This is a genomic window from Shewanella basaltis (genome assembly GCF_023283885.1).
Lineage (GTDB): Bacteria > Pseudomonadota > Gammaproteobacteria > Enterobacterales > Shewanellaceae > Shewanella > Shewanella basaltis.
Genome location: NZ_JAKILA010000022.1, coordinates 44,066 through 63,093, shown reverse-complemented (window position 1 = coordinate 63,093; position 19,028 = coordinate 44,066). Strand labels below are relative to the sequence as shown.

Sequence of the window (19,028 nt, the reverse complement as noted above, 5' to 3'; positions counted from 1 at the left end):
GGGTTGTCTTATACGGCAAGGCAATAAATAGGCAATCGAAGCGTATTCTACGCTGTGGTCTGATATAAGCGCAGTGGGTATTAGAGGGTATGTAAAAACTAACTTGTTCACTGGACAGTATAAAAAAGGGTAAGCATCACTTACCCTTTTAGGCACTTCCTATGGCAGCGAGTAAAAATTAACGCCGGCTATTTTTTGTCGTCTTTTAGACCAATACTGTCCATCCAGTATTCAAAGTTCACTAAATTACCTGGCAAAACAATTCGGCTGTCTTGCTTACTTAATCCATCAAGTTGCTTCATATATTGCTCACCAAGTTGCATACGCAAGGCACTTTGACCACCTTCAGATGAAATCACCACCGCCAAACGTTCAATCGAATCTGCGGTTGCTTTGGCCAAGGTTAAAATCTCTTGCGCTTTACCTTCAGCTTCGTTTATTCGGCGCTGCATTTCACCTTCTGAGCGGTTAATGGTTTCTGCCATCACCCCTTCTGAACGGTTAATTTTACTTTGCTTGTCACCTTCACTCTTCGCCAGTAAAGCGCGCCGTTCACGCTCAGCGTTAACTTGCATTTCCATAGCATTTTTAACGGTTTCTGGTGGGGTAATGTTTTTAATTTCGTAACGATGAACTCGAATCCCCCACATTGCTCCCGCTTCGTCTAGCACTTCCACCACTTTGGCTGAAATTAAGTCACGCTCTTCAAATGTGCGGTCTAAATCGAGTGTACCAATAACAGAACGCGTCGTCGTTTGAGCTAACTGAATTGCCGCGTAGCGATAATCAGTAATACCATAGCTGGCTTTCACAGGGTCGGTAACCGAAATATAAATCACCCCGTCAACTTCAACATTCACCTCATCACTAGAAAAACACTCTTGCGGTGGCACATCGATTGTTTCTTCTTTTAAATCATGTATGTACGCCACTTTATCAATAAAAGGGATTAGCGCATGAAACCCGGCATCTAGGGTGCTATGGTATTTGCCTAAACGTTCAACAATATAAGCAGATTTAGTTGGCACTAAACGTATAGATTGAAACAGTTTAAGCACAAAAATGGCAAAAATAACGCCCCATATCACCATGACAATAAAGTCAGTATCAATTGTGTTAATCGACATTAGCGTGCTCCTTTCGCTGTTGAATGACTGACAGCATGAGTCACTTGCTCCATGCCTTCAAAAAAGCCTTCAAGTTTAGCCATTTCAGCAGGAACAACAGACACTTGAGACTCAGATAAAATCTTACCAACCTGACCAATAAACTGCTCTTTTAGCAACATGTTCATGGCATCGTTACCACCATTGACGGCCAATGCCTTACAAATCATTTCCATGCCTTGCGCTTTAGCATTCGCCACGATTGAAATTTCCTGACCAGTACCAATTGCTTCATTAATCCGTTTTTGCTTTTGGCCTTCTGAAAGGTTAATCGCTTCTTGGCGTTCACCTTGCGACATATTAATCATTGCGGCTTTTTCAGCATTGGCTAAAGTGATTTCGGCACGTTTACGACGCTCAGCTTCCATTTGTTTTTCGAGGGTGTGAATGACATTGTGTGATGGCGTAATATTTTTAATCTCGTAACGTAATACCTTAATACCCCATGGATCTGAAGCTTTATCAATCTCACGCACTATCGACTCGTTTAAACTGTCACGCTCCGAAAACGTTTGCGATAACGTTAATTTACCGATTTCAGATCGCATGGTCGTTTGCGCAAGATTAACCGCAGCGCGGCGATAGTTTTCAATGCCGTAGCTCGCCAATTTGCCGTCCATCACTTTAAGATACACAAGGCCATCAACTTCTAATTGGGTATTATCTTTGGAAATACAGCTTTGCGGGGGCACATCTAATACTTCCTCGCGAGTATCGTGTCGGTAAGCCACACGATCCACAAAAGGCACTAAAAAATGAAACCCTGGAGACAACACAGTACGAAACTTACCTAAACGTTCAATCACATGCACTTCTCGCATGGGCACGATTAGCATCAGCTTGTATAAAATGAAAATAACAAATAAAAATGCGATGGTTAACACAAACATATTCACTTCCTTTTTGTAATGTTACAAATCCCTAACGCCTATACAGAGTCAATCACTGGTTCAACAACAAACCCAATATTATCGCGGCATATAATTCTGACTTTGGTACCCACTTTAATTTCTGTACCGTCACCCAGAGCGGTCCAATCAGTGCCAAGACAATGAATCCGTCCTGTTTGTTGCCCTGGCCCTATCGCCTCTTTAACTGTGGCTATCTGATTATATAAATCGACTTCTTCATCTGTGTTGGCAACATGCGCATCTCCGCCAACAAGACGTTGTGTCACATGACGAAAACTAAGCAACAACACCATAGATGTCATAAACCATAGCGTCATGCTTTGAACAAATCCTTCAATAATACCCAGCGCCAATGATGATGCGACAATAACACAGGCTGCGCCAAGTAAAATGACAATCCCACCGGGAACAATGACTTCCGATATCATTAATAACAAACCAAGCACGAGCCAGACAGTAATCGGATTAGAAAGCTCCATAAATCCTCCCCTTTCAAAAGAGCATGTACATATTGACTATATCAGCTCGGCTATCGAAATGCGACATATTATGTCAAGCTAATGATACCCCATCAACTTAATAGCCATTAACATAACAGCATCAATCATTTAGTCCAATGCTTCATATCACATCGCTACCGCTAAAAGTGTAAAGTTTGATTTTTTTAGCCACAAAACGTTGCAATATCGCAGATCTTTTTGCGTTTTAATTGTGTTAGTTGGCATTTTTGAATATATTGCGCCCCATTGTGCACGATTGGGAATAATGTCGTTGTAGCAACTGACTCGATTAAACCAAATTGATCATCATTATGGCGTCATTGCCATTTTACAAACCGGGAAAAAAATGAAAAAAATCTGCCTTTTAGCCACGCTAGTGCTGTCACCTAACCTGTTGGCAAATGATGCGATTCAATGGTGGGATGCCAGCGCAACTGTCTTGCACGGCGAAAACTACGATCTAGCCCCATCAGAAAGACAAACCACAATCACACTAGAAACCGCTGGCGCTTGGACCTACGGTGATTGGTTCGCGTTTCACGATTTTATCAACTTTAATGGTAATAATGGCGGTGACGATAACAGCCATTATGGTGAACTTTCACCACGTTTTAGTGCCAGTAAAATTTTCGGACAGCCTGTAGAGTTTGGCGCAATTAAGGATATGTCTTTTGCTTTAACGTACGAACACGGCGATGGCCCTGTAGAAAGCATGTTGTACGGTGTCGGGTTAGATTTTGATATTCCATTTTTCAGTTACTTGCAACTGAACACGTATCGCCGTGATGCCATCAGTAATGGCAACATTAGCGATGGTTGGCAGTTTACCCCTGTCTTTAGAATCGACATGCCTATCGGCGATGCCAATATCATTATTGACGGATTTATTGATTGGGTATTTATTGCCAACAACAATAACTACGATGAAAACCTACACTTTAACCCACAAATTAAATACGATTTAGGCAAAAGCTTATTTGGCGATCATAAGCAAAATCAATTGCTAGTGGGTTTTGAGTACGATTACTGGCAAAGCAAGTACGGTGTGAATGGCGTTGACCAAAACACTTACTCTATTATTGCCCAGTACCACTTCTAAATTGGCAAAAATGAGACAACAAAAAAGGTGCCGAGGCACCTTTTTTAGTGGTTTTTAATCACATCGTTAAAATAAATTAAAGCAGCTTTTTCGCTGCGGCAACCACAATAGACACCGCACTGACTTCGGTTTTCTTCATTGTTGCTTCATCAGGAATTTCTTGCTGAGTACGGTTTACAATGACGCCCGCAACGCAGGCTGCACGCCAACCTTGAGTCGCACACATGGTAAATAATGTGGCTGATTCCATTTCATAGTTAAGCACGCCCATTGCCTGCCACTCTTTCATCGAACCCACATAACGCTGTGTTACGCGTCCAGAAACGGTATCGTAACGCTCTTGGCCAGGATAGAAAGTATCAGAAGATGCGGTAATACCAATATGAGGCTCAACACCAGCATCACGGCAAGCAGCAACCATCGCAGTGGTACAGTCAAAGTTTGCCGCCGCAGGGAACTCAAGCGGAGCAAAATGCAGGCTTGCGCCATCTAGGCGTACAGAGGCTTGCGTCACAATCACATCACCTACATTAACATGCGGCTGAATTGCGCCAGTAGTACCTACGCGTAAAAAAGTTCTCACACCCAGCTGTGCTAACTCTTCAACTGCAATAGATGTCGATGGACCGCCAATACCTGTAGAACACACCACAACAGGCTTACCATCAATATAAGCTAAATAACTGGTGTATTCGCGATGGCTCGCTAAAAACGTCGCATTTTCCATTAGCTCTGCAATACGTTTCACACGCTCTGGATCACCAGGAACGATTGCTAACGTTGCGCCATCTAACATTTTTTTAGTTAATCCTAAGTGAAATACATCGGACATTTTGAAAACCCCTTTCATTTTTGAATATTAAATTCTTATATCCCAGACTTTAACCTAGTCTTTAGGAGGATAAGGTTAACTTGATCACATATAAATTCATAATAGATAATATTGTTTCGTTAAATTATTACCAATAAATGACCATAACCCACAAAAATCATGGTCTTGAGCATAGTTGACGGCAGCTAAAAACAACAAAATATTTATCTAAATCGAAAACCATTAACGTGATTTACATCAAATTAACTAACCCAAACTCAGGTTGTATTCGTTAAATGATGAATTGCCTACAAACAAAAAAGGACGCTAAGCGTCCTTTTTGACAGGCTTATTATCTGCTTACAAATAATAATCTTTTAACGGTGGGAAACCATTAAAACACACTGCTGAATAAGTTGTGGTATAGGCACCAGCGGTTAACCAATACATGCGATCGCCAATGGCTAAATCATTTGGTAACCCATAGCTATAGTGCTCATACATAATGTCTGCACTGTCGCAAGTTGGGCCAGCAATAACACACTTATCTAACTCACCTTTACGGTCAGTATAAATAGGGAACTTAATTGCTTCATCCATGGTTTCAATCAAACCAGAGAACTTACCCACATCAGTAAATACCCAACGCTCTAAAGCTGTGTGTGATTTACGTGAAATCAATACCACCTCAGACACCAGCACACCGGCATTAGAAATTAACGAGCGGCCTGGCTCTAAAATGATTTCTGGTAACTCATCACCAAAATCTTCTTCTAAAAAGTGTTTAATCTGCTGTGCATACACACCAAGCTCATTGGTTTTATCCATGTAGTTAGCAGGAAAACCACCACCTAGATTTATCATTTTAAGTACAATGCCGTGTTCTTCTTTTAAACGGTCATAGATACTTTTTACTTTACCAATTGCAGAATCCCACGCGCCAATGTCGCGTTGCTGTGAGCCTACATGGAACGAAATACCATGAGGTTGTAACCCAAGCTCTTTTGCCAATACCAGTAAGTCGTAAGCCATTTCATTTTGGCAACCAAACTTACGTGATAACGGCCAATCGGCCGTGTGTGTGCCTTCAGTTAAAATACGCACATACACTTTTGCACCAGGTGCTTCTTCGGCAATCATACGTAAATCGGCTTCTGAGTCAGAGGCAAACATACGCACGCCTTGCTCGTAAAAAGAACGCACATCTGCGCGCTTTTTAATGGTATTACCGTAACTGACGCGATCGGTCGATACGCCAATAGAAGTCACCATTTCAAGCTCATATATTGACGCGATATCAAAGTTCGAACCTTTGTCACGCAGCAATGTTAAAATTTCTTTGGCTGGATTTGCCTTAACCGCATAGTAAACATTTGCGAAAGGAAAATTATTAACCATGTCATCGTATTGTTTCGCAATGATTTGGGTGTCAATGACTACAAACGGCGTTGGCTTATCTTTAGCAAATGCCTCAATGCGGTCAAACGTGTCCTTGTCATAATAGTCTGCAACATCAATCGATTGAAATTGGCTCATTAGGCCAGTGCCTCCTGTTAGTTGGGCAATAAAGGGCATTTATAGGTTTGTAAAAACATGCGCAGTAAACGATATTTTTAACCTATACGCAACGAATTTATATGCAAAATCTCTACTTTTTTATTCCTGCACAAATATCATCAAAACTCAATAACCTATAATCTTGGTCAACAAAGTGGACTGTGAGTTCAATGACACATAAAAGTATAGACACTGTTTAAAAAAATGGTTTTTAAGCCAAGAAATATTTTCTCAACCCCATATTTTTACTGTGTTGTTATTACATTAACACAATCATGACATTTTCTGAGAATTCAATACAAAAATTGTCTGGTTAAATACAGAAAGTGCAACATAAAAAAGATTAAAGCATTGAATTGTAATAGTTAAATACTCGCCACTAGGTAGCAACATATTGACATAAGGTGAGTTAGCCATGGCAACAATGCCACAGCGACGAGCGAACTTGCTAAGGTAAAGCTTGTGACAATGGCTTCATTCTGAGCCTCTAATACCATTAATTTTTTTGTAGCATAACGATAGAAAATTAATATATACAGCTAATATTCAATCACTTACGAAAGTATCAATCGTTACAATCCCCGCTGCCATTCTTGTCGTAGTGGGACCATGCCTTGTAATGCATGTTCGATTTGCGCCATTAATGCGGGCTTATCTTTACCGAGAACCCCTTTTAACACTAAATAATTTGACGCATGATCAGAACGAAATATCGTGCTGTTTAAGCTTAAATGACTCAATAAAGTGTGCATCTCTGTCAATAAACCGCGTTGATCTGGCAGCACAAACTGGCCACCAAACGCCCTGTCCATGCGTTGGGTTCCTAACGGCAATGTCACCACTAATGTTGATAAATAGTCAGGTTGAGCGGCATTCATCAATTTTGCCGAGGCGATGGCGTGCTGCTCAGACAAGTTAACGCCTCCCAGCCCCATTAAAATCATCACCGACGATTTAATCCCGGCTTGCGATATTTTTTGTAATGCCGCTAATGAAGAAGAAAATGTCTCGCCCTTTTGAATTGTTTGTAGCACTTCATCATCACCGCTTTCGCAGCCAACATACACAATAGCTAACCCTAATTGCCTTAGCTCAGCTAATTGCGCAACGGTTTTATTTGTTAAATTACGCGGCAAACAATAACTGCTAATCCGGGTGACTTGAGGTAAATGGGTATTGATGAGTTCGCAAATAGCTTTTAGTCGATTAAACGGCAAACTCATCGCATCGCCATCGGCCAAAAAGACACGTTTAAATGGGTAGCCAGAAGCTGCAGCGGCTAAGATATCCTGCTCAATTTTATCTAATTTCTGGGCTCTAAATTGCTTTTGCGGCTGAGTGTACATATCGCAAAAACTACACTGATTCCAACTACAGCCGTTTGTCACTTGTAAAATAAGTGACTGCCATTCTGAAGGCGGACGAAACACCGGTTCAATATAATCAAGCATGTCAGCATCCATTATTCTAACGATCGTTTAATTTGTTAACTCGTCTACAAAAATGCAGTTTTTTTATACTAAAAACGCATAAAAAACTTTCATTCGAAAGTTTTATTGCTATAGTCATTCTATCTAAAAAAGCAATACGTTATACACGAATACTCCAACCCAGTATTTAGGTAAACTGATTAAAGACTTTAGGTGTAAGAATAATGACTCAAGTTGCATATCAAATAAATGAACGTCGTAATAAAGGCACATTAAGCCACGATGAACATTGGGATTTGACCACCGCAGACCAAAAACTCGCACTCTATGACTTACACCGCTTTGGCTATCGCTTATTGTTTGTACGTCATTTACTGACAGGGCCTGTTGCAATTATTTGCCAACAAGATGATATCGCGGCCATTTATGCAGACGGTGAGGTTGACCTTCGCCCCAAAATCCATTTACGCGACATGCATTAATAAAAACCTACACCAAGGTAGGTTTTCTGACTTGTTCTAAACAACGCTCACTTACGTGTTAGCTTATATACGGCCTCGTTCAGCCAGGGCACTTGTTTATTCACGAAACGAGGATTGTCTGCCAGCACATCGACACATTCTAATAATTCCACATAAAAATACGGTGCTAAATGGGCTTGTATCCAATCAGGGCTAACCGCAAATGGCGGCCCTTGTAGGCTATCTTGTGGGTAGTCAAGGGTAATTAATAAGCCAGTCACATTTGCAGGGATTAATTGAGCAAGTGCAACTGCATATTGTTGGCGCATGGCTTCTGGCCACGCAATTAACGCTGCACGATCATAAAACCCGCCTATGGTCTTGGTTAAATCTTGGGGTAAGGTAAAAATATCGCCCTGATAAATATGCACCTCACCTGCGCGATACAGGCAATGCTCGCCACACTGTTCAACTTGATATGCTAAATCGTTGTCGATAAAAAAGTGCTCAACAGCCAGTGGATTTAATTCGCAACCTAACACTCGGTGACGCTGCTCAGCGAGATAGCACATATCAAGTGATTTACCGCATAAAGGCACAAACACATCGCTTTGTTCAGCTAAATCTAACTGCGACCAATATTTTACTAAAAATGGGTTAACTTGCTGTTGGTGAAATCCAATTTGTTGTAGTTGCCATTTTTCATGCCAAAAGCTAGGTTCCATACAGATCTCTTTTGTCTATTTACCAATATTGCAGGCTACTTTAAAGACTAAAAAAAACAGATGCAACTCATTGGCTCAACTTAGGCTTTTCCGTCTAGAGTTAATTGCACCTGCCTTAACCAGCGGCAATTTTCACACTGACACTTACGTCGCGACATATGGTGTGGACTTAAGTTTGAGTCAATAAAATCGACAGCAATAAGTAACTGCTGCTTAAGCTCATCAACTGATTTCATTTCTAGAGCAACCATTTCATCATTATGGTTTATCCACAGGCACTCTTCTCCCTGATGACACGTAATACATTCTACGTCGCTATGATTAAAAAAGACCGCATGGGGGCAATGAGTCACCTCCATCGATTGCAAAATACGGGCTCGAGGGAAAGTAAACAATTGAATAAGTTGTGCTTTATCAATATTAGGCATGGCAACCTCTGCTAAAAGCGTTATCTGAACTTAGGCTTAATACTACCTAGAGTTGATTGATTTTGATTTGATGTAGGTCAAGGTTTACATATCGTGATTTTTTAGCTAGGAAGCGCTTGCCGCACACAGGTAAATCAAGGTTTAATGGAGTGGTACATAACGAGGGATAACTTTGCAAACACCACAGCTACAGCATTTTTATATCAATGAAGAGCAATCCATTTACTTACTCAGTGCCAATGATGCGCGTAAGCACAAAGCATGGGTTCGTTTATGTAAACAACAGCTCAGTAAATTGGGATACCAACAAATAGAATTTATTGGTAAAGGTGCCTATGGCTTTGTGTTTGCTGGAGTAAACGAATATGGCCAGTCGCATGTGTTTAAGTTTTCACGCGTAAACTTACCCCAAAGCGTACAAGATAGGCTCGAAGAAGAAGCCTATATGTTGAGTCAGGTTAAACACCCTAATGTGCCCAGCGCGATAAAATTTGAACGTGTTGGCAAACAAGGCATTCTGGTCATGGAACGCGCAAAGGGAGAAGACCTTGATAAAATTTGCCAGCGCTTGGGTGCACTCCCGCCTGTAATGGTAGTGAGTATTGCTAGGCAATTAGCCAACATATTGTATTACCTGCGAAAGGGTAAACCTTTAGTGCACGGAGATATCAAGCCCTCTAACCTGGTATACGACATCGAAACAGACAAGCTGTCGTTAATTGATTGGGGCTCTGCGGTATTTGCCCAACGTGATGAGCATAATCGTGCTGTCGATGACAATGTCATGTCGTTATTATCAAGCGATCAACAACACACCAATGCCCGTATGGGCGATGTCTACTTTATTGGTGAAGAGCAACTGAGTGGCGCTTTATCAACCCCAAGGTTTGACGAACAAGGCGCTGCTGCCACGTTATATGCCTTAGCATCAGGACAAATTAGTCGTTTTGGCACTAAAGTCATCCCAGCTACCAGTATTGGCTTGCCTATAGAGCTCGCTAAAACATTAGACGCTATGCTGGGTGATGATGTAAAGCGGCGCAATTTGGCTGGCGATTATTTTTTAAAAAGCTGCCGTCACAGCCACAGGATGCACTTACCCATATTGCCAGAGCCGCCGTTAGTGCCTGATATTCCGGTATGGGCTCAACCAAGGTCAAAAACAGTAGAGACAGTAAGTTACAGCTCGCGTAAATCATTTTTAAAAGAGCACAATACTCAAGACCCCATCGCCAAAATGGATGATGTGCAGCTAGAAAAATACTATCGCAACTTTATGGCGGGTATGGCCGATACTGAAAAAGGATTTATTGCTGCGGTGGGGCGCTTAGCTCAATACCCTATTGTGGGTGGTTTGGTGATCCATTGGCAGGAGTCAGGGGTGTTTATTGACTCAAACTTGGCCATTTACGACCCAGACTGTAAAGCACCACTGACTTTAGCGGTGAACAATATGGTGACTATGGCGCGCGGCATTAAGCGTATTGGGGTATTTAAGGCCTGTTTCTTTAATGCCAAAGACACATTGCATTTAGAGCGTAAAAGCACCGAACATGAATACACGATTACGGGCGAGTTACAACTGCCGTTTGAAGTGGGTGATGTGCCCACATTAGAAGACAAATCGAGACTGCACTCATATTTTGAAGACGGCAAAGATCCTGAAGAAAACCTCGAATTACCAGCAGAAATCATGACCGAACTTGGCTGGTTAAACCAAATACACCACACTGGGTGCATTATTTTTGAAGCTTTACCTAACCATTTAAAAATTCACAGTTATTTGCGCTTACTCAATCCACGTAAACAAGCAGCATTTAGGGCTTGCCTTGACCGTATTATTTCTCATGCCAACAAAATTCAAGGCCATGGTATTTCGGGCTTTATGAAGCTACCTTACCGAAATACCCGTCAGTTTAGTCATCTCGATCGCAGGGCAGATCGTTTTTACCCTAAAAACCCTAAAGCGTTTGGCCAACCGGAACAATAACGGCCTAAATCGGTGAACCCGGTGGTATTGGGGCCGGTGTATTGATAAGCCTGAACTTAGGATGCATAACACCATGAACAATTCCCTTATGCAACCAATCGTAATGCGCCGATTGGTAATCGCTGCCACGATTACTACGTCGTTTTAGCTGTTTTACTATAAAGTCAAAACGCGCTACTAATTGAGCTTTTACCTCTGGCGCAGTGTTTGGTGCATGGTAAGCGGCTAACAGCGCATCGATAACCACGGCATTAACACGCATTTGTATCGCTAACTCTCGGCCGTTGGGCAAATCCTGATACACACTTTTACCCACCAGTTTGTCAATCAATGTGACTACAGACAACTGCGCACTGTCTTCCATATAAGCTTGGTTAACTCGATTTAATCGCTCAGGTGTGAGTATCAAAGTGGCAATGTGGCGACTCATCATTTCGGCCATAGTGACAGGATCAATCACAACACCTAGGTTCGATGTAAAACTTTCTCGGCTTTTACGATAATTGCCCGCTTTAGGGACTAATGACTCAATAACCTTAGGAGGGATTGCCAAACTACGACTTTGTAAACTCCCCAACAGGGCATCTAATGCGGCAACTTGCATGTTGGGCGGCACGTAACTCCACCTCACACCAGCCCCCACTTGCTGATAACTATATTCCGTACCACCAATCCATTTAGCGGCGGCTTCTAATTGATAGCGAGTGAGCAAATAAATAGGCACAAAAACATCTGCAAGCTCACCGTTTGGCTCACCAGGCAATAACGCATCTGAATTAAATTCGTTAATGGCCTTGAGGCGAACACTTTCTAAACGCAATAATTCCGCTACGGCATCGTTACCACGATCCCATAAACTGGCATAAACATGACTTGCACTGCCGCGACGAGAATCGGCTTCACCAATGTAGCGAAATCCCTGTGCCAATGCCGATGCCAATAACGACTCAGCTTGTGATGCCGAGCCATAACCATAAGCAATGGTGTATTTATCCCACTCCCCAATCCCTTCACGGTAGGGCTGGCTAATATCAATCCGCTGTCCTTCAATGCTGGCATAAGGATGAGGGTAATCCATCACTGAGGCATTATTATTGGTCGATGCGGCAAAATTGTGGTCTAAGCCTAGAGTATGACCTATCTCATGGGCAGATAATTGGCGAATACGTGCAAGCGACAAGGCCATCGAGGCCTCATTTGCGGCGGTGCGATCTGGCCAGCCAGCAGTTAATCCTCTTGCTATTAAGTGGTCTTGGCGCACTCTCAAACTACCCAGAGTCACGTTTCCCTTAATAATTTCTCCAGTGCGGGGATCGGTTAACGCTGCGCCATAAGACCACCCTCGTGTAGCGCGATGTACCCATTGAATCATGTTATAGCGCACATCTTGCGGATCGGCACCCTCTGGTAATAACGCCACTTTAAAGCCATCAATAAAACCGGCCGCAGTAAAGGCATCTTCCCACCAACGGGCACCGGCTAGTAATGCGCCTCTAATGGGTTCAGGCACGCCAGGGTCAAGATAATAAACAATGGGTTTAACGACTTTACTAGGGGCATCCCCTGGGACAATTTTTTGTAATCGATGCTTTAATAAGTGGCGTTGAACTAATGGCTGATCAACAGCCGTTGAATAGTCAATATAGTGATCAGATAAGTAACCACTCATTGGATGATAATTACGCGGCTCAAACCCCTCGTCAGGTAACTGAACAAAAGAGTAACGTACTCGCACAGATAAAAACTTTCCATCTGGGGTGACCTCGGCAACCTGGTCACCGGCTTTACTGGCAACAAATGTCAAATTAACATCGACATCTGCATTGCGCTCAAACGACTTAATCCCTTGAGGTAAAATAACAGATCGACTTGCATCCACATTATATTGCCCTTGTTTTGTCGCCAATAATACGTCTGATACACCGTGCATGTCGTTAATGACTAAATCATTTATCGCGACTATCGTTTGCTTACCTTCAATAACTTTACCGCGCCATAAAATCGACTCGGCAAACGCTTGGGTAACGGCTTGTTGCTCAGCGATATTTTTGCTTGAAGCTCGATAATCAGTATTAAGTTGTTTGAGAATGACATAAGGCCCATGTTGCTCAAACTGCACCATGCGTGTTCGTCCTAGTTGACCACGGTCTAAGCCGATATCATTAGACCCCACACCATGAGGTAAACTGGTAAACATTAAAAAAGGCTGATTGAGTTTATTGGCCTCAAGATACAACTGACCCGTTTTGGCATCATAATACAGGTTAACAAAACCTTCTGTGGCTTGTGCCTGTTTGATAATTTGCTGTGCCGGATCGCTGGCAGCAATCGCTGCGTCTAAATGGAAAATTGCCGGCACAATTGCCAACAAAAATGCCAGTAACATACTGCGACTGCTCATAAATCTCTCCCTGTCGTGAATATCCTAATAACTCAAATAATGCGACTAAAAGCGCACAATCAATCTACTGTTTATGGCTATTTTTATAAGCAATCCAATGCGATAACGTTTCAAATAACTCAGCTAACACTATCGGTTTAGTAATGTGCGCGTTCATTCCTGCCGCTAAACTTTTTTCACGATCGCCAGACATTGCATGCGCGGTCATGGCAATGATTGGCATTTGCTCTTTTGTGTAACGCTTACGCAGTGCTAATGAGGCCGTTAATCCATCCATCACTGGCATTTGAATATCCATTAACACGGCATCAAACGGCTTAGAATCAATAATATCGAGTGCAATTTGGCCATTATCGGCAATCACAACATCATAACCTGCACTTTTTAGCAGCTCTGAGGCCACTTGCTGATTAATAAAATTATCCTCAACTAACAATACCAAACCCGCCCCTTGATTCGGCTCATTATCTTCAATTGCTGGCATCACATTTAATTTAGGCTCAGTGGCAAACGCATTAATAATTTCATCAAATAAATCAGATGCTTTAAATGGTTTTTGCAATACAGCATACACACTATCTTTAGCGAGCTCAGCATCGAGAGGCTCCGCAGAATAAGCGGTCATCAGGATAATAATAGGTCGTTTAGCAATGACGCCATCACGCACCATTTCATCTAATCCTTTAATCACATCACTGCCACTGATCTCAGGCATCATCCAGTCAAGTAACAGTAAGTCGATTGGTTTCTTGCGCAAAATGGCTAATGCCTTTTCACCACTGTCGGCGGTGTCGACCCCAAAACTAAAGTCTTTCATTAGGGTTGAATACATCTGCAACGCGCTAGGGTTATCATCAACAACCAAGGTGCTTAGGTTGTTGAGTTGCTCTGGTACCACTAACGGCTCAATCACCTGCTCTTCTGCAATTTCAAAACTGATGGTAAAGCTAAAGGTACTGCCCACACCCACTTGAGATTCAACCTGCATAGTGCCGCCCATCATAGATACTAAATGTTTACTGATTGATAGCCCTAATCCGGTACCGCCATACTTACGCGTTGTGGAACCATCGGCTTGAGAAAATGCATCAAATAACATGGCTTGCTGATCTTTATCGATGCCAATTCCAGTATCACGCACCCAAAACTTCATGGTGATCCTGTCATCGCGCTCACCTACATCTTCGCACCCTAGCTCTACTTCACCTACCTGGGTAAATTTAACCGCATTAGACAGCAAGTTAACTAACACCTGGCCCAAACGCAGCGGGTCACCATTCAAAATCAATCCCGCGGTTACAGGTGCATACAGTAGCAGTTCAACGCCCTTTTCTTGAGCTTTAATCGCATTAATATCAATAACATGATCAAGCACTTTATCTAGCGGAAACGCGACACGCTCTAACTCTAACTTACCAGCTTCAATCTTCGAAAAGTCCAAAATATCGTTAATAATCCGCAATAATGACTGCGCCGAAAAACTCGCTTTATTAAGATAATCTTGCTGCTGCACCGTTAATGTTGTGCGCTGTGCAAGCTGGACCATACCAATAATGGCATTCATTGGTGTGCGAATTTCATGGCTCATGTTAGCCAAAAATTCACTTTTATACATATTGGCTAACTCAGCATCTTGCTTAGCTTCTAACAGGGCCACTTCGTTTTTCTTTTGTCGAGTAATATCTTTATGTGTACCCAAAATACGCTTACTGCGCCCGTGTTCACTAAACTCAACCGCACGCCCACGCGACAACACCCAAGAATATTTGCCATCTTTACCCAGCATTCTAAATTCAATTTCATAAGTGCCTTTGGGGTTATCCACATACTGACTGCGATAAACCTGCACACGTTCTCGATCATCTGGATGGAACAATTCATCAATCGACGCCAATAATGGTGGAAACTCATGTGCCTGATAGCCAAGCATCGAATAAAAAGCAGGATTACAAATGATTTGTTCTGAATCGATATACCAATCCCATAAACCATCTTCCACCGCATCCATTGCAAGGTGGTAACGCTGCTCAGACATACGTAATTGTTCAGCGGCATCATGTTCTTTGGTGATATCACGCCATACAGAAATTAACCCTAATAACTCACCTCGACGGTTATAAAAGGGTAATTTAAACGTGTCTAGCAAGACGGGCTTACCCTCAACATTGACTCGTTCTTGGTAACGTAATGAATGTTGCAGAGTCAATACTTCCCGGTCTTCTTCGCGAATACGCTCGCCCTGTTCAGGGCTAACCACCTCGGCGGAGGTTAAGCCAATAATTTCATTTTCGCTGTAGCCAAGCATGCGTTCAGCTGACTTATTGCACCCTAAGTATTTGCCTTCTTTATCTTTAAACACAATGGCTTCAGGGATTGAGTCAATAAGCGATCGAAGCAAGGCATATTCGCGCTCGCGTCGTTCTGTGGTTTCTCGTAAGCGTTGTGTTCGCCTTGCAACCAAATTATCCAAGCGCTTATTTTGCTCAGCGAGATGATGTGTATATTGGCGGTTTTCTTCAAAAATACGGCTCACCAAGGCAAACCAGGGCTCCCAGCCATGAGTTATTTTTTCAGGTGGTCTAATGGGCTCTTGTGAACAGGCTTCGAGATGAGTTAACAACCTTGATGCAGGGCTCACAAAAGCACGCCTTGTTTGCCAATGCACAATAGTGACCAGTAGGGATAATGCCAACACCACTAATAAAAAACTCAGCTGTAATTTGTCCCAGGAATCTTTGAACAATTCATCTTCATCTTGTAAATACAGCAACCGCCATGGCGCGTTATGTAAGGCAACAGAATGAATATAATAACCGTTACGTAATATGCCTTCGTGAGCATCAAATAATTCAGATTCAGACAACGAATGCAGCGCTGCAGGTATACGCTGACTAATGTGGTAAACCTTATTCATCTCGTTGGAGTCAAAATCACTGTGCGACAAAATATTGTTTTGCTGGTCGAGCAAAATCACTGTACCAGGCATTTTAAAATAGGTGCGAATTTGCTTGTCTAGTGACGACAATGTCATATCAAGGTTAATTGCCCCAATAAACTGATCTTGCAAATACACAGGCAGGCCAAGAGTGGTGATTAAACCTTGATGAGCAGAATCGATATAGGCTTCGCTCCAAAACACACTGCGCTGTGGGTTCATTGTTGGAGTTGATAACTGAAACTGTTTTTTATTCAGTAATTCATCCCTAAAACGCAGGTCATTATTTTCCCATGGGTAAAACGACATCATCCTGCGTTTAGAAATGTAATAAATAGATGAGGCTTTAGGGGCAGCTTCTTTTGCTACCGGAAACGATAACGACAATTCAAAGAGCATTTCGAGCTCTTGGTAAAAACTGTCAGACCGCTCGCTAAGCGAACCGGCACCGGTTATGCGCCCCATGTTAGTAAAAGGCTCATTGCTGTTCGCATAACGAGGTTCTAGGGTGAAATACTGGCCATCTTCGTTAAATCTTTCGTACTGCGGCAGTCTGTCTTTACGCACAAACTCCCCAAGGCGCAAATGATCAACCGCGACATCTCGTAAACTTTTAACCGCACGAATACTCGACTCCAACAGTAAATCGATTTGCAATACATGCCGGGCAACTTGCTCTTCTCGCTGCTGGATTTGTTGATCTTTTTGGCGTTCAAACATCATCCCAGCCGATAATAGGGCCATCACAATCACGCCAATATAGGTGTAAAACACCGCTTGGTTATAATTGCGTTGAATGGGAGATTTTAGTTGTAAATCTGGCTCAGTCGGTTTCATTAACAACCCTTGATACAGCGGAAAATGGTGCGCTGCCGAACGAATAACACCAAAAATAGGCAATAAAAAAATGAATCGTCATGATATCAGGAAGATAAGCTCAAGCACATGGATTAATGGCCTATTTACGACTTGTCCAACCTCAATAACGTTTATGTCATCATAGTGTAAAATACAAATAAAAATAAATAAGGTCACCAAAGTAACCTTATTTGAACAAGACTTAGGGGTCTGTTACTCCTAAGTGATGGGCTATAAATGCTCTTCAGCAAACTCTGCTAAACGTGAACGCACCACCCCATTTAAGTAAATGTTTGCACTTCCTTCAAAATCTTTAAAACGTTCCACTATGTAGGTTAAACCTGATGTTACGGCAGTAAGATAAGTTGAATCAATTTGCGCTAAGTTACCACTGCAAATCAGTTTGGTGCCCTCACCCATACGGGTGATCATGGTTTTAATTTGCGAGGCAGTTAAATTTTGGCATTCATCTAAAAGTACAACAGAATTTTGAATCGAACGCCCACGCATAAAGTTAATCGACTTAAATTGAATGTTGGCTTTTTCCATAATGTAATTCACACTGCCACTAGGGTTGACATCATTTTTATGCAAGACCTCAAGCGTGTCAGTAATTGCCGCTAACCATGGCGCCATTTTCTCTTCTTCGGTGCCGGGCAAAAAACCTATTGATTCTGCTATTTCTGGCGTGTTACGAGTCACGATCACCTTGTCATACAAGTTACGTTCTACCACTAGTTCAAGGGCTGCCGCCATGGCCAGTAAGGTTTTACCGCATCCAGCAGGGCCGGTTAAAATAACCAATTCGATGTCAGGGTCAAGCAAAGCATCGAGCGCCATACCTTGATAAATATTTTTAGGCTTAACCCCCCATGCTTCATGGTGCAGTAAACGATCGCGGCCGCGATCTATAATCTCTAGATGTTTATCTGTTTTACTGGCGACACGACCACAAAAGTCAGACCCTTCATCAATAAGATATTGGTTAAGGTAATAGTTTTCATGACCTAAGTGATCCAGTGGCACCTGATGCACAGTGTGTCGGCCTTTACGCTCTGTCGAGACTTTATCCACGTTTTGCCAAAAATCCCCCGAAAACTGATAAAAGCCTTTGGCCAAAAAGCGGATGTCATCAATCAGTTGGTCTGTTCGGTAGTCTTCAACACGCTCAATACCGGCACCTTTTGCCTTTAAGCGCATATTGATGTCTTTCGTCACCAGTACGACGGTTCGCGGAAAATGAATCTTTTGTAAATGCAGCGCGGTATTGATAATGCGGTTATCGTTATTATCGCCCGGTAAAGAGCCAATGATAAATTCGACTTGGTGATCAGGAAATATAGACAAATGACCAGAGACTTCAGTGTGTTCTTCGCGGGTGGGTAAGGCAACGCCTTTTAAAATTTGTTCCGGAGTGGTGGGGCCACCGAGTATATCTTCTAACGCCCTAATGGCGACCCGTGCATCGCGACTCACATCGCGTTTTCTATCTTTAATACTGTCGAGCTCTTCTAACACAGTCATCGGAATAATTACGTCATGTTCTTTAAACGAATATATCGCTAAAGGTTCATGCAGTAACACGTTGGTATCCAGTACAAACAACTTTTTGTCGTTTTGTTCCATGGCGCCTCCAGTGTGCTCTCAATTAATTGACATCAACTTATCTACCTAAACGCATAACATAAAAGGGATAATTTATTTCATTATTGAAAACAGGCCTTATGCATAGTCATGAACAATTCACATAACTCAT

The 19,028-nt window shown here is 42.4% G+C and carries 14 protein-coding genes; 3 read left to right on the top strand and 11 right to left on the bottom strand.

From position 1 onward, the window contains the following. Positions 1–188: 188 nt before the first annotated feature. Genes L2703_RS15170 through L2703_RS15160 form a run of 3 tightly spaced genes read right to left on the bottom strand, consistent with a single transcriptional unit; the run spans position 189 to position 2,556 of the window. Positions 189–1,127: an SPFH domain-containing protein gene (locus L2703_RS15170; protein WP_248971921.1), complete on the bottom strand. Its 939-nt coding sequence runs from the start codon at positions 1,125–1,127 to the stop codon at positions 189–191. Beyond that, positions 1,127–2,056, bottom strand: coding sequence for an SPFH domain-containing protein (locus L2703_RS15165; RefSeq protein WP_248971920.1), 930 nt, complete (start codon positions 2,054–2,056; stop codon positions 1,127–1,129). Before L2703_RS15165 ends, L2703_RS15170 begins: the two co-directional genes overlap by 1 nt. Positions 2,057–2,094: 38 nt before the next feature. After that, positions 2,095–2,556, bottom strand: coding sequence for an NfeD family protein (locus L2703_RS15160; RefSeq protein ID WP_248971919.1), 462 nt, complete (start codon positions 2,554–2,556; stop codon positions 2,095–2,097). A 367-nt stretch (positions 2,557–2,923) separates the two neighbouring features. Between L2703_RS15160 and L2703_RS15155 the strand changes: the two genes are divergently transcribed. Further along, positions 2,924–3,676 (top strand): outer membrane protein OmpK, encoded by a 753-nt coding sequence (locus tag L2703_RS15155; protein WP_248971918.1) that lies wholly within the window; start codon positions 2,924–2,926, stop codon positions 3,674–3,676. 76 nt (positions 3,677–3,752) lie between these two features. On the opposite strand, the gene udp is transcribed toward L2703_RS15155, so the two are convergent. The 3 genes from udp to L2703_RS15140 form a co-directional block, all read right to left on the bottom strand. Beyond that, complete coding sequence (udp, locus tag L2703_RS15150) at positions 3,753–4,508, bottom strand: uridine phosphorylase (RefSeq protein ID WP_248971917.1); 756 nt, start codon at positions 4,506–4,508, stop codon at positions 3,753–3,755. Between the two features lie 339 nt (positions 4,509–4,847). Next, complete coding sequence (locus tag L2703_RS15145; RefSeq protein ID WP_248971916.1) at positions 4,848–6,023, bottom strand: type III PLP-dependent enzyme; 1,176 nt, start codon at positions 6,021–6,023, stop codon at positions 4,848–4,850. A gap of 593 nt (positions 6,024–6,616) precedes the next feature. Then, the gene (locus L2703_RS15140; protein WP_248971915.1) at positions 6,617–7,495 is read right to left on the bottom strand and encodes a radical SAM protein; all 879 of its coding nucleotides are present in this window, start codon (positions 7,493–7,495) and stop codon (positions 6,617–6,619) included. 203 nt (positions 7,496–7,698) lie between these two features. On the opposite strand from L2703_RS15140, the gene L2703_RS15135 reads away from it, so the two are divergent. Then, positions 7,699–7,956, top strand: coding sequence for a hypothetical protein (locus L2703_RS15135; RefSeq protein ID WP_248971914.1), 258 nt, complete (start codon positions 7,699–7,701; stop codon positions 7,954–7,956). A 47-nt stretch (positions 7,957–8,003) separates the two neighbouring features. Here the strand turns inward: L2703_RS15135 and L2703_RS15130 are convergent, their stop codons facing one another. After that, a complete protein-coding gene (locus L2703_RS15130; protein WP_248971913.1) occupies positions 8,004–8,660 on the bottom strand; it encodes a thiopurine S-methyltransferase in 657 nt (218 codons plus the stop codon). An 80-nt stretch (positions 8,661–8,740) separates the two neighbouring features. Continuing rightward, entirely contained in the window at positions 8,741–9,088 is a 348-nt protein-coding gene (locus tag L2703_RS15125) for a hypothetical protein (protein ID WP_248971912.1), read from the bottom strand. Between the two features lie 172 nt (positions 9,089–9,260). Between L2703_RS15125 and L2703_RS15120 the strand changes: the two genes are divergently transcribed. Continuing rightward, complete coding sequence (locus L2703_RS15120) at positions 9,261–11,078, top strand: protein kinase domain-containing protein (RefSeq protein WP_248971911.1); 1,818 nt, start codon at positions 9,261–9,263, stop codon at positions 11,076–11,078. A 4-nt stretch (positions 11,079–11,082) separates the two neighbouring features. Here L2703_RS15120 and L2703_RS15115 read toward each other — a convergent pair whose 3' ends face one another. The 3 genes from L2703_RS15115 to L2703_RS15105 form a co-directional block, all read right to left on the bottom strand. Next, a complete protein-coding gene (locus L2703_RS15115) occupies positions 11,083–13,479 on the bottom strand; it encodes a zinc-dependent metalloprotease (protein WP_248971910.1) in 2,397 nt (798 codons plus the stop codon). Positions 13,480–13,543: 64 nt separating this feature from the next. Further along, on the bottom strand, positions 13,544–17,251 hold the full coding sequence (locus L2703_RS15110; protein WP_248971909.1) for a response regulator: 3,708 nt from the start codon (positions 17,249–17,251) through the stop codon (positions 13,544–13,546). A gap of 252 nt (positions 17,252–17,503) precedes the next feature. Further along, a complete protein-coding gene (locus L2703_RS15105) occupies positions 17,504–18,898 on the bottom strand; it encodes a PhoH family protein (RefSeq protein WP_248971908.1) in 1,395 nt (464 codons plus the stop codon). Between the last annotated feature and the right edge of the window lie 130 nt (positions 18,899–19,028).